This window comes from Reyranella sp., assembly GCF_965279465.1.
Classification (GTDB): Bacteria; Pseudomonadota; Alphaproteobacteria; order Reyranellales; family Reyranellaceae; genus Reyranella.
In genome coordinates this window covers 5,445,328-5,468,402 of record NZ_OZ257242.1, presented here as the reverse complement: position 1 = coordinate 5,468,402, position 23,075 = coordinate 5,445,328, and the positions used below count along the sequence as shown (strand labels likewise).

General features: G+C 65.4%; 23 protein-coding genes. 11 read left to right on the top strand and 12 right to left on the bottom strand.

The features are described 5' to 3' along the window. Positions 1–139: 139 nt before the first annotated feature. The gene (locus ACQY8M_RS26725) at positions 140–661 is read left to right on the top strand and encodes a TRAP transporter small permease subunit (RefSeq protein ID WP_428662100.1); all 522 of its coding nucleotides are present in this window, start codon (positions 140–142) and stop codon (positions 659–661) included. A gap of 12 nt (positions 662–673) precedes the next feature. Further along, positions 674–2,053 (top strand): TRAP transporter large permease, encoded by a 1,380-nt coding sequence (locus ACQY8M_RS26720; RefSeq protein WP_428662097.1) that lies wholly within the window; start codon positions 674–676, stop codon positions 2,051–2,053. On the opposite strand, the gene ACQY8M_RS26715 is transcribed toward ACQY8M_RS26720, so the two are convergent. The 3 genes from ACQY8M_RS26715 to ACQY8M_RS26705 all read right to left on the bottom strand — a co-directional run bounded on the left by ACQY8M_RS26715 (position 2,032) and on the right by ACQY8M_RS26705 (position 6,245). Continuing rightward, entirely contained in the window at positions 2,032–2,361 is a 330-nt protein-coding gene (locus tag ACQY8M_RS26715) for an ATP-binding protein (protein WP_428662094.1), read from the bottom strand. The two genes, ACQY8M_RS26720 and ACQY8M_RS26715, sit on opposite strands and share 22 nt — an antisense overlap. A gap of 302 nt (positions 2,362–2,663) precedes the next feature. After that, entirely contained in the window at positions 2,664–4,088 is a 1,425-nt protein-coding gene (locus ACQY8M_RS26710; protein ID WP_428662091.1) for a sodium:proton antiporter, read from the bottom strand. 210 nt (positions 4,089–4,298) lie between these two features. Beyond that, positions 4,299–6,245 carry a tetratricopeptide repeat protein gene (locus ACQY8M_RS26705; protein WP_428662089.1) on the bottom strand — a complete coding sequence of 649 codons (1,947 nt, stop codon included), beginning with the start codon at positions 6,243–6,245 and terminating at the stop codon, positions 4,299–4,301. 250 nt (positions 6,246–6,495) lie between these two features. Between ACQY8M_RS26705 and ACQY8M_RS26700 the strand changes: the two genes are divergently transcribed. Next, positions 6,496–8,217, top strand: coding sequence for a calcium-binding protein (locus tag ACQY8M_RS26700; RefSeq protein ID WP_428662086.1), 1,722 nt, complete (start codon positions 6,496–6,498; stop codon positions 8,215–8,217). Between the two features lie 380 nt (positions 8,218–8,597). Here ACQY8M_RS26700 and ACQY8M_RS26695 read toward each other — a convergent pair whose 3' ends face one another. Next, positions 8,598–9,374 carry a potassium channel family protein gene (locus ACQY8M_RS26695; protein WP_428662084.1) on the bottom strand — a complete coding sequence of 259 codons (777 nt, stop codon included), beginning with the start codon at positions 9,372–9,374 and terminating at the stop codon, positions 8,598–8,600. Between the two features lie 296 nt (positions 9,375–9,670). On the opposite strand from ACQY8M_RS26695, the gene ACQY8M_RS26690 reads away from it, so the two are divergent. Next, a complete protein-coding gene (locus tag ACQY8M_RS26690) occupies positions 9,671–10,000 on the top strand; it encodes a type II toxin-antitoxin system RelE/ParE family toxin (protein WP_428662082.1) in 330 nt (109 codons plus the stop codon). On the opposite strand, the gene ACQY8M_RS26685 is transcribed toward ACQY8M_RS26690, so the two are convergent. The 7 genes from ACQY8M_RS26685 to ACQY8M_RS26655 form a co-directional block, all read right to left on the bottom strand. After that, positions 9,978–10,829, bottom strand: a complete 852-nt coding sequence (locus ACQY8M_RS26685; protein ID WP_428662079.1) for a carbohydrate ABC transporter permease — start codon at positions 10,827–10,829, stop codon at positions 9,978–9,980. The genes ACQY8M_RS26690 and ACQY8M_RS26685 overlap by 23 nt on opposite strands. Next, positions 10,813–11,703 carry a carbohydrate ABC transporter permease gene (locus tag ACQY8M_RS26680; RefSeq protein ID WP_428662076.1) on the bottom strand — a complete coding sequence of 297 codons (891 nt, stop codon included), beginning with the start codon at positions 11,701–11,703 and terminating at the stop codon, positions 10,813–10,815. Before ACQY8M_RS26680 ends, ACQY8M_RS26685 begins: the two co-directional genes overlap by 17 nt. Next, the gene (locus ACQY8M_RS26675) at positions 11,700–12,938 is read right to left on the bottom strand and encodes an extracellular solute-binding protein (RefSeq protein ID WP_428662074.1); all 1,239 of its coding nucleotides are present in this window, start codon (positions 12,936–12,938) and stop codon (positions 11,700–11,702) included. Before ACQY8M_RS26675 ends, ACQY8M_RS26680 begins: the two co-directional genes overlap by 4 nt. Before the next feature lie 215 nt (positions 12,939–13,153). Next, entirely contained in the window at positions 13,154–14,125 is a 972-nt protein-coding gene (locus ACQY8M_RS26670; RefSeq protein ID WP_428662071.1) for a hypothetical protein, read from the bottom strand. Positions 14,126–14,138: 13 nt separating this feature from the next. Next, a complete protein-coding gene (locus ACQY8M_RS26665) occupies positions 14,139–15,179 on the bottom strand; it encodes a hypothetical protein (protein WP_428662068.1) in 1,041 nt (346 codons plus the stop codon). Beyond that, positions 15,176–15,691 (bottom strand): UGSC family (seleno)protein, encoded by a 516-nt coding sequence (locus ACQY8M_RS26660; protein WP_428662065.1) that lies wholly within the window; start codon positions 15,689–15,691, stop codon positions 15,176–15,178. Before ACQY8M_RS26660 ends, ACQY8M_RS26665 begins: the two co-directional genes overlap by 4 nt. Before the next feature lie 16 nt (positions 15,692–15,707). Next, positions 15,708–16,580, bottom strand: a complete 873-nt coding sequence (locus ACQY8M_RS26655) for an NAD(P)/FAD-dependent oxidoreductase (protein WP_428662062.1) — start codon at positions 16,578–16,580, stop codon at positions 15,708–15,710. A gap of 66 nt (positions 16,581–16,646) precedes the next feature. On the opposite strand from ACQY8M_RS26655, the gene ACQY8M_RS26650 reads away from it, so the two are divergent. From ACQY8M_RS26650 to ACQY8M_RS26640, 3 genes are read left to right on the top strand one after another with little or no spacing between them, the layout of a single operon-like run. Next, positions 16,647–16,973: a PadR family transcriptional regulator gene (locus ACQY8M_RS26650; protein ID WP_428662060.1), complete on the top strand. Its 327-nt coding sequence runs from the start codon at positions 16,647–16,649 to the stop codon at positions 16,971–16,973. A gap of 11 nt (positions 16,974–16,984) precedes the next feature. Then, a complete protein-coding gene (locus ACQY8M_RS26645; RefSeq protein ID WP_428662057.1) occupies positions 16,985–17,593 on the top strand; it encodes a hypothetical protein in 609 nt (202 codons plus the stop codon). Beyond that, the gene (locus ACQY8M_RS26640) at positions 17,590–18,186 is read left to right on the top strand and encodes a hypothetical protein (protein WP_428662054.1); all 597 of its coding nucleotides are present in this window, start codon (positions 17,590–17,592) and stop codon (positions 18,184–18,186) included. Before ACQY8M_RS26645 ends, ACQY8M_RS26640 begins: the two co-directional genes overlap by 4 nt. A 45-nt stretch (positions 18,187–18,231) precedes the next feature. Here ACQY8M_RS26640 and ACQY8M_RS26635 read toward each other — a convergent pair whose 3' ends face one another. Then, complete coding sequence (locus tag ACQY8M_RS26635) at positions 18,232–19,131, bottom strand: LysR family transcriptional regulator (protein ID WP_428662051.1); 900 nt, start codon at positions 19,129–19,131, stop codon at positions 18,232–18,234. A gap of 100 nt (positions 19,132–19,231) precedes the next feature. Between ACQY8M_RS26635 and ACQY8M_RS26630 the strand changes: the two genes are divergently transcribed. From ACQY8M_RS26630 to ACQY8M_RS26615, 4 genes are all read left to right on the top strand, one after another. Continuing rightward, positions 19,232–20,230 carry an alpha/beta fold hydrolase gene (locus tag ACQY8M_RS26630; RefSeq protein ID WP_428675495.1) on the top strand — a complete coding sequence of 333 codons (999 nt, stop codon included), beginning with the start codon at positions 19,232–19,234 and terminating at the stop codon, positions 20,228–20,230. A 46-nt stretch (positions 20,231–20,276) separates the two neighbouring features. Next, complete coding sequence (locus tag ACQY8M_RS26625) at positions 20,277–21,101, top strand: alpha/beta fold hydrolase (RefSeq protein WP_428662048.1); 825 nt, start codon at positions 20,277–20,279, stop codon at positions 21,099–21,101. Between the two features lie 65 nt (positions 21,102–21,166). Continuing rightward, positions 21,167–21,916, top strand: a complete 750-nt coding sequence (locus ACQY8M_RS26620) for an SDR family NAD(P)-dependent oxidoreductase (RefSeq protein ID WP_428662045.1) — start codon at positions 21,167–21,169, stop codon at positions 21,914–21,916. Positions 21,917–22,006: 90 nt separating this feature from the next. Continuing rightward, positions 22,007–23,011, top strand: coding sequence for an alpha/beta fold hydrolase (locus tag ACQY8M_RS26615; protein ID WP_428662042.1), 1,005 nt, complete (start codon positions 22,007–22,009; stop codon positions 23,009–23,011). Positions 23,012–23,075 lie beyond the last annotated feature (64 nt).

Here is a 23,075-nt window from a genome sequence, read left to right as displayed (position 1 = left end):
CTTTCCTTTCGTCATTTCCAAGAGCGTTCAGGCGATGCCCGTGTTGGCCCGCAAGGGGCGACCAGCAGATGGCTCGCGTCGATCCGGGGGAACTTGAAGGATGAGTACATTACTTGGCGTAAGCGACGCGATAGACGGCGTGCTCGCGCGCATCGCGCATCTCTTCGGATGGCTATTCATCGTGCTGGTCATCGTCATCTGCTTCGACGTGATCTCCCGCAAGGTAGGATTCCAGATTCCGTTTTTCGGTTCCACCCCGCTTCAGGAGCTCGAGTGGCACATTCACGGACTTCTGTTCCTGCCGTGGCTCGGATACTGCTATATTCGTAACGTTCACGTCCGCATCGACGTCTTCACCGCCAATGCCGGCCCCCGCAGGCAGGCGATCCTCGAGATATTCGGTATCCTGATCTTCGCGGCGCCCTATTGCCTGGTCGCGACTTATTTCGCCTTCGATTTCTTTCAAGTGTCCTACATGCAGGGCGAGTCCTCAGATGCCCCGAACGGGCTCCGGTTTCGCTGGGTCATGAAAGGGGCGCTATTCGTTGGCCTGGTGCTGCTCGACTTTGCTGTCGCCTCGGTTCTTTTCCGCAAGCTGGTCCAGCTCTATGGACCTCCCGATCTCGCTGCGCGTGCCGCGGCGGCTCAGACCGGTCGCTGAGGGGAGGCGGTCATGGAATGGGTTGGTGATCATCTCGCGCTGTTCATGTTCGCCGTGCTCACGGTCATCATGTTCGTGGGTTATCCGGTTGCGTTCGTCCTGGGCGGCGTGGCGCTGGGCTTTGCCGTGCTCGGCATGTTCTTCGATGTCTTCCGCCCGGCACAGCTCGGAAGCCTGATCCCGCGCATCTGGGGCCAGGCGGTGCAGAACCAGGTTCTGATCGCGGTGCCGATGTTCGTGTTCATGGGCACGATCCTGGAGAAATCGGGCGTGGCCGACGAGCTCCTCAAGGCCCTGCAGGTCCTCACCCGGAAAATTCCCGGCGGGCTTGCGATGTCGGTGACGGTGATGGGCACGATCATGGCGGCAACGACCGGCATCGTCGGCGCCTCGGTGATCATGCTGACGCTGATCGCGCTGCCGACGATGCTCGAGCGCGGCTATTCGAAGGAATTGTCGGTCGGCACCATCGCGTCGGCCGGCACGCTGGGAATCCTGATTCCGCCCAGCATCATGCTGGTCATCATGGGCGACATCATGACGATCTCGGTCGGCACGCTGTTCACGGCGGCGATTCTCCCGGGCCTGCTCCTGGCCGCCGTCTACCTCGTGTATATCGGCTTTTTTGCCGCGCTGAATCCGAAGAAGGCGCCTCCGCTCGCCGCGGACCAAGGGCCCCAGAGCGGCGCCGAGCTGCTTCGCATGCTGTTGCGCAGCTTTCTGCCGCCGGCATTCCTGATCTTCGTCGTCCTCGGGTCGATCTTCGGCGGTCTCGCGACGCCGACCGAAGCCGGCGGAACCGGCTGCGCCGGTGCGCTCCTGCTGGCGTGGTGGAACAAGCGCCTTAACATGAAGATGCTGAGGGAAGTCATCGAGAGCTCGGCGCTCACCAACGGGCTGGTGTTCTTCATCATCTTCGGTGCGACCCTGTTCTCCTACGTGTTCCGCGCGCTCGGGGGCGACGACCTGGTTGCCGAGCTGCTCAAGGCGGTCGGAATCGACACCGGCTGGGAAATCCTGATCTTCGTGATGGTGCTCGTCTTCATCATGGGGTTCTTCTTCGACTTTCTCGAAATCTGCCTCGTCGTCCTGCCGATCTTCGCGCCCCTCTTGAAGCTGGTCGATTTCACGCCGCACATCGCCGAGAACAAGGACTTCATGATCTGGTTCGTGATCCTGATGGCGGTGAACCTGCAGTCGGCCTTTTTGACGCCGCCCTTCGGATTCGCCCTGTTCTACATGAAAGCGACGGTGCCTCCGGAAGTCACCATGGCGCACATCTACCGCGGCATCGTTCCCTTCGTGATCCTGCAGGTGGTGACGCTCATAATGTGCATCTACTGGCCGGAAATCATCCTGGTCCTGCCGCGCTACTTCGGCTTCCTCAGCTGAGCCAGCGAGAGACCGTATCGGGTGGACCTTCGATCGAGGCCGCGTTGGGTGCGCCAGTCGACGTCCTCGATGGTGGCGCACCGGCAGAGCGTGGCATTGCAGAACCTCGCGGTGAGTTTCCGATTGGAGCTTTCGGTGGCTTTGCGGTCGAGCAGCGGAGCGAGGCACTCGGCGTGGCAGAGGTCTGCGGTGCTTTGGGTACTATGCAACTCCTTGAAGGCGCGGGCCAAGCTGGCGCGCCGAGCTTGACGAGCTGATCGAAAGCAACCTGCTCCGCCTCGACGTCGATGCCAAGAAGCGTCGTCCACAAAGCAGTGGGAGACGTCCCAAGAGCCCGGCCGTGCTGGTCCAGAAGCAACCGGTAGAAAGCAGATGCCTCGATGCAGCGCGACGGCTCAAGAGGAAACCGAGCTTTGCGCCGCCAACCAGCAATTATCCGACAACGACTGCTCCGAAGAGCGGGGTGCTCTGGGCGTATCCGAAACGGCCCGCTTGCCACAGCCACGCCGCGCCGCCAGCAAAGACACCCCAGAACGGCAAGCAATGATCAGCCGCGCGCGACGCAGGCATCGAGTGATGATTTAAAGGTCCTCTTCCTTGGTCCGCCGCTTCACCGGAAGAAGACCAGAGTCAGAAGCACGAATAGCGGAATCAGGATCGCACAAGACCAAGCCATGTATCCGAAAAAGCTGGGCATCCGGATGTCGGCTTCCTCAACCACCGCCTTGACCATGAAGTTGGGCGCATTGCCGATGTAAGTGATGGCGCCCATGAACACCGCGCCGCAGGAGATGGCCGTCAGCGTGCTGGCGAGTGGCCCCATCAGAGCGACCGGGTCGCCGCCGGCGATATTGAAGAACACGAGATATGTCGGCGCGTTATCAAGGAAGCTCGACAGGATGCCGCTCAGCCAGAAGTACCAGACGTTGTTCGGTTGGCCATCGGGATTGGTCACCATCGACACCAGGGGCGCGAGCGCCCCGTCCTGGCCTGCCTTCAGGATGGCGATGACGGGCGCGATGGTGATGAAGATGCCGGCGAAGAGCTTTGCGACCTCCAGCATCGGCCCCCACGTGAACGAGTTTTCGCTGCGTACCTGGCGCGATGTCAGTCGAAGCGAAGCAAAGCAAATCGCCACCAGCAACAAGTCGCGCAGGACATGTTGCAGCTCGAGGGTCACGTGGAAGATGGTGAAGCTCACCCCTGGATTCCACGAACCGCTCATCAGCACGGCGCCGACGACGGCGGCCAACAGGATGACGTTGAAGCCGCCATCGATGCGTACCGGAGACTCCGGGGTCGGGTCGCGCTTCCGATAGCCTTCCTTGCGGTACCAGTAGCTGTCGAGGGCATAGAACAGGACGAGCAGGGCAATGATGCAGAACAGCATCTCGCTGAACAGGTGGGTCGTCGTCCAGAAGAAGCTGACGCCCTTCAGGAAGCCAAGGAAGAGCGGCGGATCGCCAAGCGGCGTCAAGGCACCGCCGATGTTGGACACCAGGAAAATGAAGAATACGAAGACATGGACCTTGTGCCGCCTGTCGTCGTTGGCGCGCAGCAGCGGACGGATCAGCAACATCGACGCACCGGTCGTTCCCATCCAGCCCGCAAGCATCGTGCCGATCGCCAGCAGGGCCGTGTTCATCGACGGCGAGCCGTGCAGGTTGCCCTTGATGTGGATGCCGCCGGTGACGGTGAATAGCGCCAGCAGCAGCACGATGAAGGGGATATAGTCGAGCAGGAGCAGGTGCAGGATCTCGTAGACCATCGTCGACAAGCCGAAATTCACGGCGAAAGGCACGACGACCAGGATCGCCCACACCGCCGAGACCTTGCCGAAGTGGTGGTGCCAGAAGTGCGGGACCGCGAGCGGCATGATCGCGATGGAGAGGAGGATGCCCGCGAACGGGACGGCCCACAGCAGGTTGATCTCACGCCCATCGACGGCCGGCCCTCCGGGACCGGCGGCCAGCGCGGGCAAGGCGAACGTCGCGACCGCGACCCCGAGCGTCGCCAGCAGCGCGCCGCGTGTCATGTAATCTCCCCCACGAATTCTGGTCGTCGGCACCTTACTATCCCGAGCCGCATGATGGCCATCCGCTCTTGAACGGCAGCAGGCCGGCGAGCTCTGGCACTGTCACGCGAGGACGGGAATGATGACGCACTGAGTGGTTCGCCAGAGAGCTGCGGCAGCGGCTCTGCCGGCGCGGGTGAGATAGTATCGATAGGTTCCGGTGACGCGCCGTCAGGACTGATGGGCGATCCCGGCAGCTTTCAGCCCGGTCCAGACCCGCATCCGCAGCTCCTGCGGCGCCGAGGCGACCAGCCGGGCGAAACTGTCGAGCGAAAGCGACGGCTCGATCCTGCGCGCTTCGGCGACGACTGTCTTCGCCTCTTCGACCCGGTCGAGTTCGACCAGCGCTACCGCAAGGGCAAGCCGCGACCAGGTCTCGTGTCGCTGGAGCTGGGCCGCGTGCCGGGCATCGGCCTCGGCCTGCGCATAGTTGGTCAGGCTGTAGTGACAGAACGAGCTTAATGTCAGCATCATGCTGGCCAACGGGTCCTTCGGGCTGAGCCTCCGCGCGGTCGCAATGCTTTCCAGCGCCTGCTGCGGCCTCGCGGCGTAGATCAACGCCTGGGCGAGGCCGAAATGCGCCTGCGCAAAGCTCGGATTGAGCTCGATCGCCAGCGCGAGATGATGCAAGGCGCGGTCGAGATCACCCGCGACGGTCAACAGGCGGCCGATCGCGAAATGAGCGAACGCGCTGTCGCCGTCGAGCGAGAGGGCCTGCCCGGCCTGCGCCAGCCCGCCAGCGATGGCCGGCTTCGGATCGGCGACGAAATAAAAGACAGCCTTGACGTAGGCGGCGTAGGCGAGACCGGCATGCGCAAGCGCGAAGTCGGGCGCGCGCTCGAGCGCCTGCTCGAAGAGCCGTTCGCCGGCCGAGACGTCGTCGCGCGTGAAGCGGTAGACATGCCACAGGCCGCGATGGAACAGCTCCCAGGCGTCGAGTTCGCTGGGCAGCTTGCGTGCGGCACGCTCGCGCTCGTCGTGCCGGACCTCGGCGTCGACACTGGCGACGGTGCTCGCGACGATCTCGTCCTGGACCGCGAAGATGTCGGCAACTGCGCGGTCATAGCGCTGCGCCCAGATGCAGCGGTTACCGAGAGCGTCGATCAGCTGCACCGTCACACGAAGCCGCTCGCCAGCGCGACGCAAGCTGCCCGTAAGGGCATACCGAACCGACAATTCCGTTGCCGCTGCCGAGGCCGTCTCCGGACGTCCCGAGAACTGCGCGCTCGACTGACGGGCGATCACCATGAATTCCCGCCGACGTGAGAGCTCAGTGATGAGATCCTCCGAAAACCCTTCGGCGAGGAAGTCCTGCCCCGGTTCACCGCCGAGATCGGCGAAAGGCAGCACCGCGATCGAGAAACGGCCGTAGACCGCATCGGCAGCAGCCGGCGCCGCGGACGGCCGGCTTTCGGCACCCCGTGTGCCTCCTCCCGGCCGCAGCAGTGCGGCGGTTTCATCCGAGATCGCAACGCCGAGCTCGCGGGCGAGCACCTCACGACAGCTCTGCAACTGCGCGCTCGCGCGCGATTGTTCGCCTGCTGCCAGATAGCTGCGGATGAGCACGCGTTGGCTGTGTTCGCGCAGCGGGTCGCGCGCGACGAGACGCTGCGCCAGATCGATTGCGGCCGCGAAGCGCCCAGCCTGCTCATGCGTGGCGATGGCGCGCTGGGCCGCGCGCGCAGAAAGCCCGACGCAGCGCGTGCGCTCGAAGGAGAGCCAATCCGCGAAGCTTTCCGACGGCGGCACCACCCCCTCGAGCAGCTCCGTCCGCAGGGCGAGCTGCAGGAAGGCGTCACCGATGGCGGCCTCGCCTGCCGCCGCTGCTGCGAGGCGGTCGATGTCGGTCGAGAGGTGGACCGGTTTGAGCTCCACCATGTCGCGCTCGCCCCGGATGGCGTCAGCCCCGAGCACGGCTCGCAGAGCGGCGATCGCATTGCGCAGGCTGGCGCGGGCCTGTGCGTCCTGACGATCGCCCCAGAGGAGGGCTGCAAGCTTGTCACGCGAATGAGCGTGCCCCGCCGGAAGAGCGAGGTAGGCAAGCAGCATCTCCGCCTTGCGGGTCGGCAGCACCAGGACAGGACCATCGACGCGACGCAGCTCGAAGCCGCCGAGCAATCCAAGCTCGACCATAGCTGCGCTTCCGCACGCCCCGATCCTCGCGTTCTCGATCGCCACGCCCTGCTCCTCGGGGAGTTATCGCCGATTTACCGCAAGTTTCACGCTGCTTCCACGCCCGCCTGACGCCTCCCGCGTAAGCCATGACCGACGCCGCCCGGCACCCCGCCGGAACGAGCGATCCCATCCGGGAACCCGGATGCGCATTCACAGGAACCGATTTTCTTAAGCAATTCAGAGGAGAACGACAATGGGCTACACGATTTATGGGGCAATGGCAGACGACGATACCGGCGGGGTCGTCGCGCTCACCCACGCCACAGTCGCGGCTTTCGAGCATACCGAGTGGAGCGGCGGGAGCCTGGTCACGACGCTCTGGAACGGCACCTATTACGGGGAGGGCGGTGACGACGTCATCGTCCGGGACCGGCCGGGCGGATACAGGGCGAACACGCCGGACACAACGATCTTCGGTGGCACCGGCAACGACACGATCTCTTATGCCTACTACACCACCGGTGGGGTGGAGATCGACCTCTCGACGGCGCAGGATGTGTACGGCGCCTACGGCGTTGCGCGAGCCTACGGACTGACACCGGTCCCGATTCTCGGCGAAGACAAGCTCTATAGAATCGCCAATGCCGACGGATCGGGCTCGGCCGACAAGATCACCGGCAGCGCGGCCGACAACCGACTGGCCGGTCTCAACGGCGACGACCAGGTCTGGGGCGAGGGCGGCGACGACATGATGCTCGGCGGCAACGGCGCGGACCGGATGTGGGGCGGCGACGGCACGGATGACCTGCGCGGCGGCGCCGACAACGACAAGCTCTATGGCGGAAACGGCAACGACCTGGTGCGCGGCGAGGACGGCAACGACGTCCTCTGGGGCGACAGCGGCAACGACTACCTCTACGGCGGATCGGGCTTCAACGTGCTGTGGGGCGGGATCGGCAACGACGTGCTGGCGATCGAAGGAAGCGGGCGCGCTTACGGCGAGGATGGCAACGACATCCTGGTCGGCGGCGCGGCCGTGGACGAACTCTACGGCGGCAAGAACGACGACCACCTCCATGGCGGAGGCGGCAACGACACGATGTACGGCGACGACGGGCTCGACCTGATGCGCGGAGGGGACGGCAACGATCGGCTCTATGGCGGCAACGGCGTCGACGAGATCTATGGCGATGCCGGCAACGATACCATTGTCGGCGGCGCCAACAGCGACACGCTGCGCGGCGGCGACGGCACGGATACCGCGATCTGGGAGGGCTCGGCGCGCGTCGAGATCAGCCTCAACACGTTCGGCCGCGGTACCGCGGTGCAGTCCGGGTTCACCGACAGCCTGATGGAGATCGAGAATTTCCGTACGGGATCGGGAAATGACACCATCCGGACCGATGCCGGCGCGAACGTCATCGATGCTGGAGCCGGCAACGACACGATCGACGGCGGAAGCGGCAACGACGTGCTGATCGGCGGCGACGGCAACGATGTGCTCGACGGCGGCAATGGCGGCGACACGCTGACGGGTGGCGATGGTGAGGACGTGCTGCGGGGCGGAGCCGGCAACGACACCGTGAACGGCGGCGACGGCAGGGACAGCCTCTACGGCAATGCCGGCAACGACGTTCTCTACGGAGGCGCCGACGCCGACCGCTTCATCTTCACGTCCAGCAGCGACGGCGTCGACCGGCTCGCCGACTTCGAACTCGGCGAGGACACCATCGTCCTGTCGTCCTTCCTGGCCGACCCGCCGACCGTCGGCGAGAGCTTCTCCGGCTCCGTCTATGCAGCGAGCTTCGACGGTGGCTACAACACGACGCTTGTCGGCATGACGGCGGACGGCTGGCGCGCCTTCGCGCAGACCACCGCCTACAGCGCGACCGAGCTCAACCAGGCAATCGGCAACGGGGTGCTGTTCCACGGCACGCTTGCCAATGACGGCGCAGCCGACTGGCTCTTTTCGTAGCGCCATACCAACGGACCGGCCGCCTGAGGGCGGCCGGATGCGCGTGATAGCCCTCCGATTCCGAGCGCTGGCTATTATACCAAAGGCTTGGGTCTGTGACTCGCCGAGGAATCCTTCCCCGGCAGTGGCGCCCCCCGGCGTGACTGCGCACGGACGCGCAAATATCGTCAGCGCTCTAACGCAACACACAGTCTGCGTGCCCGCTCCTTAAAGACTGTGTCATGCGCCGAGCTTTCGGAGGAGCGATTCCATCGGCAACGAGGATGCCTGGCCTTCGGAAGGTCGAAGAGGGAGCAGAGGCGAGTAACCACTGTTAATTCGTCATCGAACGATACCGCGCCGTCCTGACCCGGATGGGCGCGTGCAGTCTGGGAACGGCCTTAGGCAGCGCCTTCTGTCTCGATATGCAGGACCCGTCCACAATGCTTGCAGTGGACTGCATCCGCATCATGGACCAGAAGGCCGCAGTCTGGACACTCGAACCGGACCTTATTGGGCCGGAAGATTGCCTGAAGGAGGCGCAGGAACAGCCCGACCCCGACAATCATGATCAGCACCGCCAACAGCCGCCCGGCGGGTCCTTGCAGCGTGATGTCACCAAATCCGGTCGTCGTGAGAGTCGTGATCGTGAAATACAGCGCATCTACGTAGTTCGAGATCTGCGGATTGATGAGATGCTGGGTGACATACACCACGGAGGTCACGATGAAGATGAACACGCCGAGGTTGACGGTGCGTTGTATGATGTCTTCGTGCTGGCGGAACCAGACCGAGTCAGCGCGCAGGTCGCGCAGCAGATGGTAGGAGCGCAGGAGCCTCAGCGCGCGAGCGATCCGCAGGAATGCGAGATTCTCGATGAAGGCTGGCAGCAACAGCGAGAGGATGACGATGAGGTCGGCGGCCGTCGCAAGACTCAGGAGGTAACGACGGCGCGCGGGCTCGGCAAACAGCCGGGCTGTGAAGTCCAGGATGAGCAGGAAGCCGACAAACAGGTCGAGGGGAATCATCCACCATCGTTCGCGTGCCACTGACGACAAGAGAAAGACCGCGATTGTGGCGATGTCGAAGGCGATGAGCCCATAGCGAAATGTGCGAGCACGCCTGTCTTCTCCCAAATAGAGCCTTTGCAGCTTCTTCCGGAGGTTGGACGATGTCATCTCGATGCTGCCTCAAAGGCGGAGGTACGCGATCGGTACTGAAGACGAGACCAAGCCACAAGCGCTAGTTCGCCGTGTCCGACTGGTCGCGCCTGGCGTGCTCCTACCGGCAGGGCGTGACCATGTTCACCGAGGAGATGTTTTGGCTGAAGGTTGAGGGCCTCAGATGGGGCATGGGTCGCGGCGTCTGCGACTGGCTGGGCTGGAAATTTTGACGAACTTATTGGTGGGGTTCAGCTCAAAGAGGTCTTTGATCGGCTGGAGGCGAAATATCGCGAGATGGCCAAGCAGCGGCCGTGAAGGTCATCCTATCGCGCACAGCCGAGCGTGACCTGGAGCAGATCGGCGATTGGATCGCGCAAAACAATCCCGTTCGCGCTGTGTCATTCGTCGGTGAATTGAGAAGCGCTAGTAACGGGATTGGGAGAGCACTTCGCTTCTATCCGCTGGTCGACGAATCCCGCGATTCGGCTTTGCGTCGCAGAGTTCACGGCAACTGCCTGATCTTCCTCGATATCGGCACGGCCGGGGTGGAAATCCTGCATATCCTCACGGCGCTCGAGACTATGCGGGGATCGTCTTCCCGGATGATCCGGACTGACCTCACCGCACGCCCGACGTCGTGAACGCGGAGATGAGCTGGCGTTGCGCGACGAGATAGAGCGCGACGACGGGCAGGGCGGCGAGCAGCGCGGTGGCCATCAGCGGCCCCCATTGGCCGCCCTGCTCGCCGGTGGTGGCGAAGAGCTTGAGGCCGATCGAGAGCGTCTTGTGCTCGCTGGCGTCGAGGATCAGGTGCGGCCAAAGATAGAGGTTCCAGGCGCCGAGGAACGACAGCACCGCCATGGCCGCGACGGCGCCGCCGATGTTGGGCAGCCCGATCTCCAGCATCTGGCGCCATGGTCCGGCGCCGTCGATGCGCGCGGCCTCGAACAGCTCGCGCGGCAGGGACTTGAAGGCCTGGCGCAGGAAGAAGACGACGAACCCGCAATGGCCGACCGTCGGCACGATCACGCCGCTCAGCGTGTCGTAATAGCCGAGGCTCGCGACGGCGACGTAGGTCGGCAGCAGCGTGATCACGTAGGGCACGGTCATCGTGCCGACGACGATGCCGAACGCAAGGTCGCGGCCGCGAAACGTCAGCACGCCGAAGGCGAACGCGGCCGGGATCGCGAGCACCAGCTTTCCGGCGGTGATACCGACCGATACGATCATCGAGTTGACGAACCAGGTCCCGACCGGATGGAGCCGGAAGGCCGCGGGGAAGTTGGCGACAGTGGGATTGTCGGGCCACAGCGAGAGGGTCGCTTGAAACACCTCTCTTGACGGTGCGAAGGCGGTCCTCAGCATCCAGGCCAGCGGGAACAGCGTGACCAGGCAGACAGCGACGAAGGCGAGGTGAAGGAGGAGTTGACCGCCGCGCCGCTCAGGAACGGCGTCACTCGTAGTGGACATGCCGCTCCCCGAAGCGGAACTGCGCCCAGGTGACGAACGCCACGATCGCGGCGATCAGCACGGCGACGGCAGCCGCCTCGCCGAACTGGAAATGGCGGAAGCCGCGTTCATAGAGGAAATAGAGGAGGTTGCTCGAGGTGCGGTACGGCCCGCCCTCGGTCAGCACGTCGACCGCGCCGACGATCTCGTCGAGCACGACGATGATCGTGGTCACGACCGCAAAGAAGATTGCCGGCGAGACCAGCGGGATGTCGATGTCGATCGCCTGCCGCAAGGGCCCGGCGCCGTCGATCCGCGCGGCCTCGGCGACATCCTTCGGCAGGTTGGCGAGCGCCGCGAGGAAGATCAGCAGGTTGAGGCCGAAGCTTTTCCAGAAGGCCACGGCGACGACGCTCCAGAGGGCGAGATCGGGATCGCTCAGCCAGCGCTGCGCCGGCAGTCCCGCCGAGGCGAGCAGCGTATTGAGGAAGCCGACCGTCGGGTTGAACAGCCACAGCCAGACGACGGCGGCGACGGGGAACGACAGCACCGAGGGCGCGAACAGAGCGGTGCGATAGACGCGCCCGACCGCCCTGGCTTGCACCCTCACCAGCGCGAGCGCCAGCACCAGCGGCACGCCGACCTGCAGCGGCAGTAGCACGCCGAGGTAAAGTCCGGTGTTGGTCAGCGCGAGATGGAAGTCGGGATTGGCGAGCGTGCCGCGATAGTGGGCGAGGCCGCGCCACGTCGCTTCCTGGCGCAGCAGGCTCCAGTCGAAGAAGGACAGGCCCAGGGTCGAGACCATGGGCAGCCAGACGAAGGCGATCGAGGCGGCGACGGCGGGGCCGGCGAACAGCCAGGGCGACTGGAGGAGGCGGCGTCCCGCCAGCCTCATGCCGATACGAGCTTCTCGACCGCCTCGCGGCTGCCGCGCAGCCCGTCCGGCACCGAGACCGCGCCGTTCACGATCTTGGTGATCCAGTCGATATGCACCGTGAGCGCCTCGAGGCCGCGCGCGCCCGGCCAGATCGTCTCGCTGGTCAGGCCGGCTTCCATCTGGGCGTGGGCGGCCTCGTTGCCCGGCCGCACCGGGATGTCGTTCAGGGTGACGTTGAGATAACCGGTCGCGAGCCACAGCTCGAAGCCCTCGCGGCTGGCGATGAACTCCATGAACCTGTAGGCGCCTTCCTGCTGCTCCTTCACCTTGGAATAGACGGCGAGGAAGTTGCCGCCGGAATTCATGCGGCGCGGATGGCCGGCGAGGCCGGGCATCTGGATCAGCCGCAGGTCGAAGGTCGCGGCCCCGCGCACGCCCGACTGGCGCGCAGAGGACGAGGCCATGACGCCGATGGCGCCGGCCTGGAAGGACGCGATCATCTCGGAGATGGTCATCGGCTTCCACAGGTTCTCGCGACGCGGCTGCACGAAGGCCTCGATGCCCTTCACGGCGGCGGGGCTGTCCATCGCCGGCTTGCCGTCGGCATCGATCACGTCGCCGCCGGCATTCTGGATGAAGGCCTGCGGCAGCCACTCGTTGACCTCGTAGATCAGGCCCTGCTTCCCGGTGCGCTCCTGGAGCTGGCGCACCATCGGATAGAGCTCCTCGACGGTCTTCGGCTCGGCCGCAGGATCGAGGCCGGCCGCCGTCCACAGCGTCTGGTTGATGTAGAGCACCGGGGTGCTCATCGCCCACGGCAGGCCGATCGACACGCCGCCGACCGACGCAAGCGGCCGGACCTGCGGGCGGAACTTGCCGAGCAGGGCGTCGGTGCGCTCCGTGCCGTAGATCTGGCGGAAATCCTGGGCGCCCAGCGTCTTGCGCGCGAAGTCGCCGAGCTTCCAGCCGGTGGCCATCAGTGCCGGCCCGCGGCCGGCCGCGATCGACGACATCGCCTTCTGGGTGATGGTCTCGTAGGTCGTGCCGTCCTGCCGGCTGACCACGGTGACGCCGGTGTTCTTCTCGTTGAACGCCCGGATGACCTTCTGGACCGGGTGGTCGGCACCCGACCAGAGATGCACGAAGTCGATCTTCGCATCGGCACCCAGCGACGCGCGCGGCAGCAGGGCGGGCGCGGCGAGGGCCGCGGCGGTGGCGAGGGTGAAACGGCGACGGCTGACGGCGCGGGACATCGCGACCTCCACGAGAACGGACGGGTCGCGTCCTCTCGCCTGCGCCGATGTCAGTGCGATGACTGCTGGATGAGGGTTCGATGTCGGCCCTGTGCAAGGCGTTGCGCACTCAGAGCCTACGAATCGCGTATCGCTGGGAGCGCGGCTCTCCAGAGCCGCTCATGGGATGCGGCAAATCTGAAGGAAGAGCGGCTCTGGAGAGCCGCGCTCCCAGCCTAGACCCGGCGCATCACCGTCTGCGAGCCGCCGCCCCAGATCGGCAGGTAGCTCATCTTGTAGCCGGCGCCGCCGGTGACGATGGGATGGATCGCTTCGGGCGCCTTGGCGACGCCGTCGCCCTGCTCGAAGACGTAGCGCTGGACGCGGGCGAGATCCCAGCCGTCGTGCTTGACGATCTTCTCCGCCATCTCGAGCGGCAGCAGGAAGACCTGCTCGCCACGCTCGTTCTTGCGGCTCGCACCGGACATCACGATCGCGGCGCGCATGCCGGTGACGATCGGCGACAGGATCGCCTCGGGCGTGGCGCCTTCGCCGTCGCCCGGCAGCACCTCGGCGGTGCCCGAGATGCCCATCACCGTGATCGCGCTCGCCTCCTTGCCGAGGCCGTGGCGCTGAGGGAGGGTCGGGAAGGGGCCGTCGTCGCGCTCGGCGAAGCACAGCGTGTACTTGCCGGGCTGGCCCATGGTCGCCATGTCGCCGACGTCCGAGCGCGCGCCGCCGATATTGCGGATGCAGAGCTGCAGCGCGCGGCCGATGCTGGCATTGGCGCGATTGCCGGGACCGAGGCAGTTGGTGCCGGCATTGACGCCGAGCTGGCGCGCGATCGGGCCGTGCACGCAGAGCGCCACGCAGGCGGTGCCGGTCGTGGTCGCGATGCCGAGCAGGTTGAAGTCGGGTTCGAGCGTCGCGACCGCGGCCGCGAGCACCACCTTGAGCTCTTCCGGCCGGCAGCCGGCGATCACGCATTGATAGGCGACCGACTCGGGCGTGATGTCGCCGAACATCGGCGGCATCATGCCCAGCGGTTCGGCGCGGCCGGCAACGCCGGCGATCATGGCATCGAGGCGCCGCTGCGTCGGCGGCACCAGCGGCAGGCCGTCCGACAGCTCCGCGTCGGCCAGGGTCTGCTGTACGGCCTCCCAGGCGGTCGTCTCGCCGACGACCGGCCAGCCGCACCAGTCGCTCATCGCGACCAGTCTCTCATCGGGCGATGCGCACCGACGCCACGGTCGTGCCGCCGAACGATGGGATGAACGCCGAGTGCTTGCCCGGACCGCCGGCCACGGTGATGTGGATGTCGTCCGGGCTGCGGCCGATGCTCAGCCAGTCGCCGTCCGGCTTGTGGCCGGTGGTGGCATAGGTGTCGAGGTTCTCCGCCGAGACGCGCGACAGGTGCACGCGCGAGCGCTTCCACAGCTCCTCGCGGATCGTTTCGAGCGTGAAGCCGTCGCGCTTCAGCGTCGCGGCATGCTCCGGCCCGATGATGATGAACATCGGACCCTTGCCGTAGATCGTGTTCGCCCCTGGATTGGCCATGCCGCCGGCAAAGGTCGTCAGCAGGCCGATGCCGGTGGTGCTGCCATGGTCGTTGAGATTGTGCGGACCCTCGCCCGACATCACCGTCACGACGCTGTCGGTCGGCGCGAAGCCGCGCTGGACGTGGTATGGCGTCCAGGGATTCTCTTCCTCGTTCTCGCCGAAGCAGAAGGTGTACTTGGCGGGATTGCCCTGGGTCGAGCGGTCCATCTCGCCCGGCTTGGCGCCGGCGACGTTGAGCAGCATCAGCCCCAGCGCCCGTCCGATCGTGGCATTGGCCTGGCGGCCCTGGCCGAAGCAATTCGAGCCGCAGTTGATGTTGAGCTCATGGCGGATTGGGCCGCTCACCATCACCATCGGCGCGCACGAGTGGGTGGTCGCGAGCGTGCCGTGGAGATTGTATTCGGGATCGAGCACGCCCCGCAGCGCGGTCGTGACCACCGGGAAATACTCCGGCTTGCAGCCCGCCATCACCGCGTTGGCCGCGAGCGCCTGGATCGTCGGGATGACCTGGCGCGGTGGCACGGGCGGGTAGGGGCGGTTGTCGCCCCGTACCGTCTCGACGAACTTCGCCACCTTGCTCTCGGTCGGGACGTAGAGCGGCATGCCGTCGCTCCAACCCTGCTCGGTGGCGAACTCGTTGAACGCCTCGACGTCCATGTCCTCGAGGTCGATCACTTCCTGATCGGCGATATCCTTCATCACTTGGTCGCCTCGGTCAGTCCCTTGGTGGCGGCTTCGATACGTTCCCGCAGCTCCTCGGCATTGAGGCCGCCAACGGGGTGCTTCACCACGATCAACCGCGGCTCGACCTTGCGGGCTTTCGCCTGGGCCAGGACCAGCGGCTTGAAGGTTTCAGTGGCGATCACGTAGGCCGTGATGCCGAGCTTCTCGAGTTCGAGGCTGTCGTGGAAACTCCACGATGAACAGCTGCCTCAATCCCCTAAGGCGAGCAACGCGGCCTTGTAGTTGGTCGCGACCTCCTGCAGCAGGTCCTTCGGGGCCGGCTGGCTGGCGCTGTTCTTGGCCAGGAACTTGATGTTCTCGACCTGGCGATGCGCGCCGAGCTTCTCGCGAACGCCCATCAGCAGCTCGCGTGCATTGGGCTTGGAGTTGGAGATCAGCGCGATGGCATCGGTCTTCCAGTTGACCGGCTTCAGCGTGACCTTTTCCTTGCTCGTGGCGGAAAGGCCGAAAGAGGGATTGTAGATACGCATGCGGAGGTTCCTCCTCTTAACTCTTCTTCAGGGCCGACGCGACGGTCTGGGCGGCGCGCTGGCCGTCGGCGATGGCGTCGGACAGATGATAGCGTGCCCCGGCCCGCACGTCGCCTGCGGCGAACACCATCGGCATCGCGGTGCGGCCCTCGGCATCGATCACGATATGCCCTGAAGCGTCGCGTGCAAGCGAATCCGGCAGGAATTCCGCAGCGGGAGACTGTCCGACATAGACGAACACCGCGCTGGTCGGAATGGTCTTCCGCTGGCCCGCGGTCTCCACGGTGACCGACTCCAGGCCGTTGCTGCCCGCGAGGCCGACGATGCGGCCTTCCATGCTCCGGACGTCGGCCAGCGCGTGACCCGGCTTGGAGTCGATCATCGTGATCTCGCTGGCCACGCCGACGAGTTCCTTCGCCTCCAGATCGGCCCAGCCGCCGGCCCCGGCCACGATCACCGGCAGGCCGGTGTAGAGCGGTGCGTCGCAGTGGGCGCAGTGCGAGATGCCGCGGCCCTCATACTCCTCCTCGTTGGGCAGGCCGAGCTTGCCCTTGTTCATGCCGGTCGCCACCACGATGGCGCGCGCCGTGTGCTTCTCGCCGTCGGTCGTCTCTATGTCGAACGGTCCGCTGCCCGTGACGCTCGAGACCTCGCCGAAGCCGAGCTCGACGCCGGCGACGGTCGCGTCGTCAGTCATCCGCGAGGCGATGTCGGGACCGTTTCCCATCTCGTCGGTGTCGTGCAGCTCGCCGAGATTGATCAGCGCGCCACCGGGGGCGAGCTTGTCGAGGCAGAAGACCTTGAGGCCGGCGCGCGCGGCCTCGGTCGCGGTGGTGAGGCCGGCGGGGCCGGCGCCGATGACGATGACGTCGTATGTGGGCGTGTCCATCGTCCTCCTCATGCCAATTGACAGGTGAAGCTTCCATACCTAGTGTTGCTAGGTATGGAAGCGGAAATGCTCAAGGGTCATCTCGACGCCATCGTGCTCGCCGCGCTGGAGAGCCGGCCGGCGCACGGCTACGCGATCATCGAGGCGATCAGGACCCGCAGCGGCGGCACGTTCGATCTCCCCGAAGGCACGATCTATCCCGCCCTCCATCGGCTGGAGGAGGCGGGGCTGCTGTCGAGCGACTGGACCACGCCGCCGGGCGGCCGGCGACGTCGGGTCTATGCCCTGACCCGGCGGGGGACGTCGCGATTGGCGGAGGGCCGCAAGGCGTGGGACCGCTTCGCCAGGGCCGTGGAAGCGTCGCTGGGAGGAGGCCGCGCATGGCCGGCATGATCGAGACCCCCATGATCGAAGCATACGTCGCCCAACTGAGGCGCGATCTCGACTTCGACCCCGCGCTGGCCCGGCGCATGGCCTGCGAGGTCGAAGCCCACCTGCTCGACGCCGCCGAGGCCGATCCGGCCTGGCCATCGGCGGACGCCGAACGGCGCGCGGTCGAGCGCTTCGGCCTGGCGCGCGAGATCGCTGCGCAATTCGCCACCGACGCGGTGAACCGCCAGGCACGCCGCAGCTGGATCGTGCTGCTGGCGACGGTCGCCGTGACGTTCGTCGCCATGCGGCTGCGGATCCTGTGGCTGGCCGATGCCGGCGACAGCCTCTCGATGCTCGCCCCGCTGATCGACCGCTATGCCTTCGTCGCCGCGCTCGCCGTGGGATCGATCGGCTGGTGGGCATTCCGTCGCTCCGTCCTGCCGCTCGCGGTCTGCCTCGCGGCGCTGGTCGCGTCGATCGCCGCCGGCATCGTGCGCGCCGGCCTGTTCGTCGACGGCGCACCGCTGCAGGTGCTGCTGGCGGCGGCGGGCGAGATCGCCCTGATCGGCCTGCTGCTCTTCCATGTGGTCGGACTCGGCCGCCGGCTGAAGCGGACGGCCATGCTGCGGAGGGTCGGATGAACGGTTGGCGCCTGACGGGTCTGCTCTCGCTGCTGCTGTTGGCGATGTCCGTGGTCCTTCTCGCCGGCCAGCCCGACCTCGAGGGCCTGCGCCTGGTGGTCCGCTCGACGGCACGCACGTCGCTGATCCTGTTCGCCATGGCCTTCGCCGCGAGCGCCGTGGCCGAGCTCGCGCCCAACGGAGTCACCCTCTGGCAGCGGCGCAACCGCCGCTATCTCGGCGTCTCCTTCGCCGTCTCGCACGCCATCCATCTCGCCGCGCTGATCGCGCTGGCGCAGCTCGATGCCGAGCTGTTCTGGACGCTGACCAATCCCGCCACCTTCGTGCTCGCCGGCGCCGCCTACCTGCTGCTCGCGGCGATGACCGCGACCTCGTTCGACCGGACCGCCGCCTGGCTCGGCCCCCGCAAGTGGCGCCTGCTGCACCTCGTCGGCGGCTGGTACATCTGGATCAGCTTCGCGGTGGCGGTCGGCAAGCGCCTGCCGCAGGGCCCGGTCTACTGGGCCATGATGGCGCTGCTGCTGGCCGTGGCGATCGTCCGCCTGGTCGCGATGTCACGCCGCAGCCGCCGGGCGCGGGCGCTCGCGGTCTGAGGAGCTCAGTCGTCCTTTCGGCCGGGGATAGGCCAAACCTCTCGCTCAAGCGAAGCTCAGGCGCGATTTGAGCCGCGGTGTCATCCAGTTGAGAAATGCGCGCAGCTTGATCGGCACCGGCTTTCGCGGCGCGTAGATGATGTGCACCGGAAGGGGTTCCGGTTCGAACTCTTCCAGTACGACGGCAAGCTTTTCTGCGCGCTTCGCGGCGTCCATCTTGTACGACATGACGCGAGCCAATCCGGCGCCTTCGATAGCTGCCAGCACCGCCGCTTCGGAAGTATTCACGCACAACCGTGAACGGATCGGCGCGACCCTGGCACGGCCGCCACGCACGAATCGCCAGGCCGATGGCGTCGCATGATCGTCGATAGTTATGCAATCGTGCTTCGCCAGATCGGCGAGCGTCCTCGGCTTGCCACGAGCCTCGAGGTATGACGGGCTCGCGCAGACGACGATTCGGATCGAGCCAATGCGAGTTGCGATCATATTGCTGTCCGGGAGGGACCCGACGCGTATGGCAATATCGATGTTTTCTTCGGTCGTATTGACGATTTGATCGGTCAGCATGAGCCGCAACGAAATGTCGGGGTAGGCCTCGAGGAATTCGACGGCCAGCGGCAGCAAATGCGTGTGCCCGAGGCCCCAAGGGGTCGTCAACGCCAGCTCGCCCTTTGGCACCCGGTACTCGCCCGACACCTCCCTCTCGGCGTCATCGACCTGCTCGATGATGCGTTTGCAGGCATCGATGTAGGACCGTCCGGCAGCAGTCAGCGTCATCCGCCGGGAAGTGCGTTGAAAGAGCTGGGCCTTGAGACGCGCTTCGAGCTCGCCGACCTTGCGGCTGACGGTCGCTATCGGCGACTTCAAACGACGCGAGGCAGCGGAGATGCTGCCGGTTTCGGTCACGGCGACGATCACAGACATCGCCTCCAGCCGATCCATCTTGGCCGCCCCGTTCCAAATTTCGAGAAGCTCCTTCGCAAACATACCGGCTGCCCGGGTTTGCTGCAACGCGGTACCCACGTTTCACCCGGAGGGTCAGATGTCTCATCCGAACGATGGCAAGCCATTCGACAAGGCTTCATCCCGCCGAAACGCATTGTTTGGCGGTCTTGTCGCGGCTTCAGTCCTGGCACCGCTGACGAGCATGACGGCACAGCCGAAAGACGCAATGCAACCGCCGGGCTCATCAGGGATGGCGGCCTCGAGCGCCAGCATGGTTGAGACAAAGGACGGGACGAACATCTTCTACAAGGACTGGGGGAAGGGCCGGCCTCTCGTCTTCAGTCACGGGTGGCCGCTCAACGCGGACGTCTGGGACGACCAGATGATGTTCATGGCGTCGCATGGTTTTCGCTGCGTCGCTTTCGATCGCCGCGGGCACGGCAGGTCGGATCAGCCGTGGGCGGGAAACGACTACGACACCTTCGCCGACGATCTCGCGGCGGTGATCGAAGCTCTCGATCTGAGAGGCGCCATCCTGGTCGGCCACTCCGCCGGCGCGGGAGACATCGCACGCTACGTCGGGCGGCAAGGCACGGGGCGCGTATCCGGCATCGCCCTGGTGCCGGCGATTCCGCCTTTGATGCTCAGGACAGCGGCCAATCCAGAGGGCGTTCCGATCGAGGTGTTCGATGGCGTTCGCGCGGCTGTTGCCGGGGATCGGGCGCAATTCTACCGCGCTCTCGGCGATGGTCCGTTCTTCGGCGCCAACCGCCCGGGCTCGAAGGTGTCGCAAGGCATCAAGGATGCCTTCTGGCTTTGGTCCATGCAGGTCGGCCTGAGGGCAGCCTACGAAGGGATCGCGGCATTCTCGGCAACGGACTTCACGCACGACCTCGGAAGATTCGATGTCCCGACGCTGATCATCCACGGCGAGGACGACCAGAACGTTCCGATCGCGACCACGGCGTTGCGGTCCGCGAAGCTGATCGCGAAATCGACGTTGAAGATCTATCCCGGTGCGCCCCATGGGCTGACCGTCAATCACAAGGACGAATTCAACAACGACCTTCTCACCTTCGTGAGGGGCTTGAGCTGACTTGCAACGCGGGCCGCCTGCCGGCCAGGCCGAGGGAGTGCGTACAATGGGCACAGTGACGACGAAAGACGGCGTCGAAATCTACTACAAGGACTGGGGCTCGGGTCAGCCGATCGTCTTCAGCCACGGATGGCCTCTATCGGCGGACGATTGGGACGCGCAGCTGCTGTTCTTCCTGGCCAAGGGCTACCGCGTCATCGCGCACGACCGGCGCGGCCATGGCCGTTCGACGCAGGTCGATGGCGGCCACGACATGGATCACTACGCCGATGACCTGGCCGCGGTGACGTCCCATCTCAACCTCGAGAACGCAATTCACGTGGGCCATTCGACGGGCGGTGGCGAGGTCGTGCGCTATCTCGCGCGGCACGGCGTGAGCCGAGTCGCGAAGGCCGCCATCATCAGCGCTGTGCCGCCGCTGATGGTGCAGACGACGGCCAACCCCGGCGGCTTGCCCAAGAGCGTGTTCGATGGGTTTCAGGCAGAGCTCGCCGCCAACCGGTCGGCGTTCTACCTCGCGGTCGCCAGCGGCCCTTTCTACAACTACGACCGGCCGGGCGCGAAGCCGGTCGAGGCCAACGTCCGGAACTGGTGGCGTCAGGGCATGATGGGCGGCGCCAAGGCCCACTACGACGGTATCGTCGCTTTCTCCCAGACCGATTTCACCGCCGACCTCGGGACGATCGATGTGCCGGTGCTGGTGATGCACAGCGAGGACGATCAGATCGTGCCTTATGCCGACGCGGGGCCGCTGTCGGCGAAGCTGCTGAAGCACGGCGTGCTGAAGGCCTACAAGGGTTTCCCCCACGGCATGCCGACCACGCACGCCGAGACGATCAACGCCGATCTTCTTGCCTTCATCAGAAGCTGACGGCCGGCGGCCGCTCCGGCCCTCAGCCAGGTCCTATGCACAATGCGATGGAGAAGGGAGTCCACATGGGCAAGCTTCAAGGCAAGGTCGCCGTGATCACGGGTGCCAACAGTGGCATTGGATTGGCTACGGCGCGCCTCTTTGTCGAGGAAGGCGCGAACGTCTTCATGACGGGACGGCGGCAGCGGGAGCTCGACGACGCCGTGAAGTCGATCGGAAGCGGCGCGCGTGGCGTGCAGGGTGACGTCGCGAATCTCGTGGACCTCGACCGTCTGTTCGCCATCGTGCGGGAAGAGGCGGGAACCATCGACATTCTTTTCGCCAATGCAGGCGGCGGTACGTTGGCGCCGCTCGGATCGATCACGGAAGAGCATTTCGACACCATCTTCACCGCCAACGTCAGAGGGACTCTATTTACCGTCCAGAAGGCACTTCCTCTGATGAAGGACGGCGGTTCGATCATTCTTACCGGGTCCACCACCGGGACGACCGGCACGCCTGCCTTCAGCGTCTACAGCGCGAGCAAGGCTGCGGTGCGCAACTTCGCCCGAACCTGGATCCTGGATCTCGCGCCGCGGAAGATTCGGGTCAACGTCCTCGTGCCCGGCGCGACCTCCACGCCTGGCCTGCATGGCCTCGCACCCGACGCAGACGTGCGCCAGGCCATGATCGGAGCCTTGGTTGCTGCCATCCCGCTCGGACGAATCGGTGAACCCGAGGAAGCCGCTCGCGCCGCGCTTTTTCTTGCCTCGGATGACAGCAGCTTCGTCAACGGAAGCGAGTTGTTCGTCGACGGCGGATCGGCGCAGGTCTGAACGTCATCCGACGCCGACCAAGAGCCTGGCCATGAGTCAAGTATTCCCCCCACGGCGGATCGAGCCATCGCCTTCTACCAGGAGAGTGACATGAAGATCGTTGATCAGGCCGGCGCAGGCGCGGCCTCGAACCGCCGCCGGTTCGCTCTTGCACTGCCGCTGCTGGCGTTCGGCGCGGCTTCCTTGCAGCAGGTCCGGGCCGCGCGGGCGGCGCCCGACGCCAAGGCGCCAATCGTGACCCACTACAGGACGCGAACGGTCGACGGGATCAAGATCTTCTATCGCGAAGCGGGTCCCGCCAACGCTCCCACGGTTGTCCTGCTGCACGGCTTTCCGACCTCATCGCACATGTTTCGCAATCTGATCCCGGAACTCGCCGACCGCTATCGCGTGATCGCCCCCGACTATCCGGGCTACGGGCAAAGCGACATGCCCGACCACGCGAAATTTCCCTACACCTTCGATCGCTTTGGAGAGCTCGTCGGCGCGCTGCTCGACCAGATCGGTGTCAACCGGTATGCGATGTATGTGATGGATTACGGCGCGCCCGTGGGTTGGCGTCTCGCCCTCAAGAACCCCGACCGCATCACCGCGCTCATCGTGCAGAACGGCAATGCCTACGAAGAAGGGCTCAAGGAGTTCTGGGATCCGATCAAGGCCTACTGGTCCGATCACTCCGAGGCGCATCGCAAGGCGCTTCACGTGCTGGTCGCACCGGAGACGACCATCTTCCAGTACACGGACGGTGTCAGCGATCTGAGCCGAATCGCGCCGGACAACTGGGTTCACGACCAGGCGCTGCTCGACCGGCCGGGCAACCTGGAAATCCAGATGGACCTGTTCTACGACTATCGTACCAACCTGCCGCTTTATCCCGCCGTGCAGGCGTATTTCCGCAAGCACCAGCCGCCGACGCTGATCGTCTGGGGCAAGAACGACAAGATCTTCCCGGCAGACGGCGCCCATCCCTACAAGCGCGATCTTCCCAAGGTCGAGTTTCACCTCATCGATACCGGGCATTTTGCGCTCGAAGACAAATCCGATGAAATGGTGCCGCTGATCCGCGACTTCCTCGATCGCAAGATCTCGCCGTGAGGGGGCCTCCCGAAAGGGGACGTGGGCGCCTGCGCAGTGCGCTTGCCGCCAGCGTCCTCGCATT

Excerpts from the sequence above, each read along its gene's own strand:
- ACQY8M_RS26720 (WP_428662097.1), top strand. The coding sequence starts at position 674 with ATGGAATGGGTTGGTGATCATCTCGCGCTGTTCATGTTCGCCGTGCTC.
- ACQY8M_RS26710 (WP_428662091.1), bottom strand. The coding sequence starts at position 4,088 with ATGACACGCGGCGCGCTGCTGGCGACGCTCGGGGTCGCGGTCGCGACG.
- ACQY8M_RS26700 (WP_428662086.1), top strand. The coding sequence starts at position 6,496 with ATGGGCTACACGATTTATGGGGCAATGGCAGACGACGATACCGGCGGG.
- ACQY8M_RS26695 (WP_428662084.1), bottom strand. The coding sequence starts at position 9,374 with ATGACATCGTCCAACCTCCGGAAGAAGCTGCAAAGGCTCTATTTGGGA.
- ACQY8M_RS26685 (WP_428662079.1), bottom strand. The coding sequence starts at position 10,829 with ATGTCCACTACGAGTGACGCCGTTCCTGAGCGGCGCGGCGGTCAACTC.
- ACQY8M_RS26680 (WP_428662076.1), bottom strand. The coding sequence starts at position 11,703 with ATGAGGCTGGCGGGACGCCGCCTCCTCCAGTCGCCCTGGCTGTTCGCC.
- ACQY8M_RS26675 (WP_428662074.1), bottom strand. The coding sequence starts at position 12,938 with ATGTCCCGCGCCGTCAGCCGTCGCCGTTTCACCCTCGCCACCGCCGCG.
- ACQY8M_RS26670 (WP_428662071.1), bottom strand. The coding sequence starts at position 14,125 with ATGAGCGACTGGTGCGGCTGGCCGGTCGTCGGCGAGACGACCGCCTGG.
- ACQY8M_RS26655 (WP_428662062.1), bottom strand. The coding sequence starts at position 16,580 with ATGGACACGCCCACATACGACGTCATCGTCATCGGCGCCGGCCCCGCC.
- ACQY8M_RS26650 (WP_428662060.1), top strand. The coding sequence starts at position 16,647 with ATGCTCAAGGGTCATCTCGACGCCATCGTGCTCGCCGCGCTGGAGAGC.
- ACQY8M_RS26645 (WP_428662057.1), top strand. The coding sequence starts at position 16,985 with ATGATCGAAGCATACGTCGCCCAACTGAGGCGCGATCTCGACTTCGAC.
- ACQY8M_RS26640 (WP_428662054.1), top strand. The coding sequence starts at position 17,590 with ATGAACGGTTGGCGCCTGACGGGTCTGCTCTCGCTGCTGCTGTTGGCG.
- ACQY8M_RS26635 (WP_428662051.1), bottom strand. The coding sequence starts at position 19,131 with ATGGATCGGCTGGAGGCGATGTCTGTGATCGTCGCCGTGACCGAAACC.
- ACQY8M_RS26630 (WP_428675495.1), top strand. The coding sequence starts at position 19,232 with ATGTCTCATCCGAACGATGGCAAGCCATTCGACAAGGCTTCATCCCGC.
- ACQY8M_RS26625 (WP_428662048.1), top strand. The coding sequence starts at position 20,277 with ATGGGCACAGTGACGACGAAAGACGGCGTCGAAATCTACTACAAGGAC.
- ACQY8M_RS26620 (WP_428662045.1), top strand. The coding sequence starts at position 21,167 with ATGGGCAAGCTTCAAGGCAAGGTCGCCGTGATCACGGGTGCCAACAGT.
- ACQY8M_RS26615 (WP_428662042.1), top strand. The coding sequence starts at position 22,007 with ATGAAGATCGTTGATCAGGCCGGCGCAGGCGCGGCCTCGAACCGCCGC.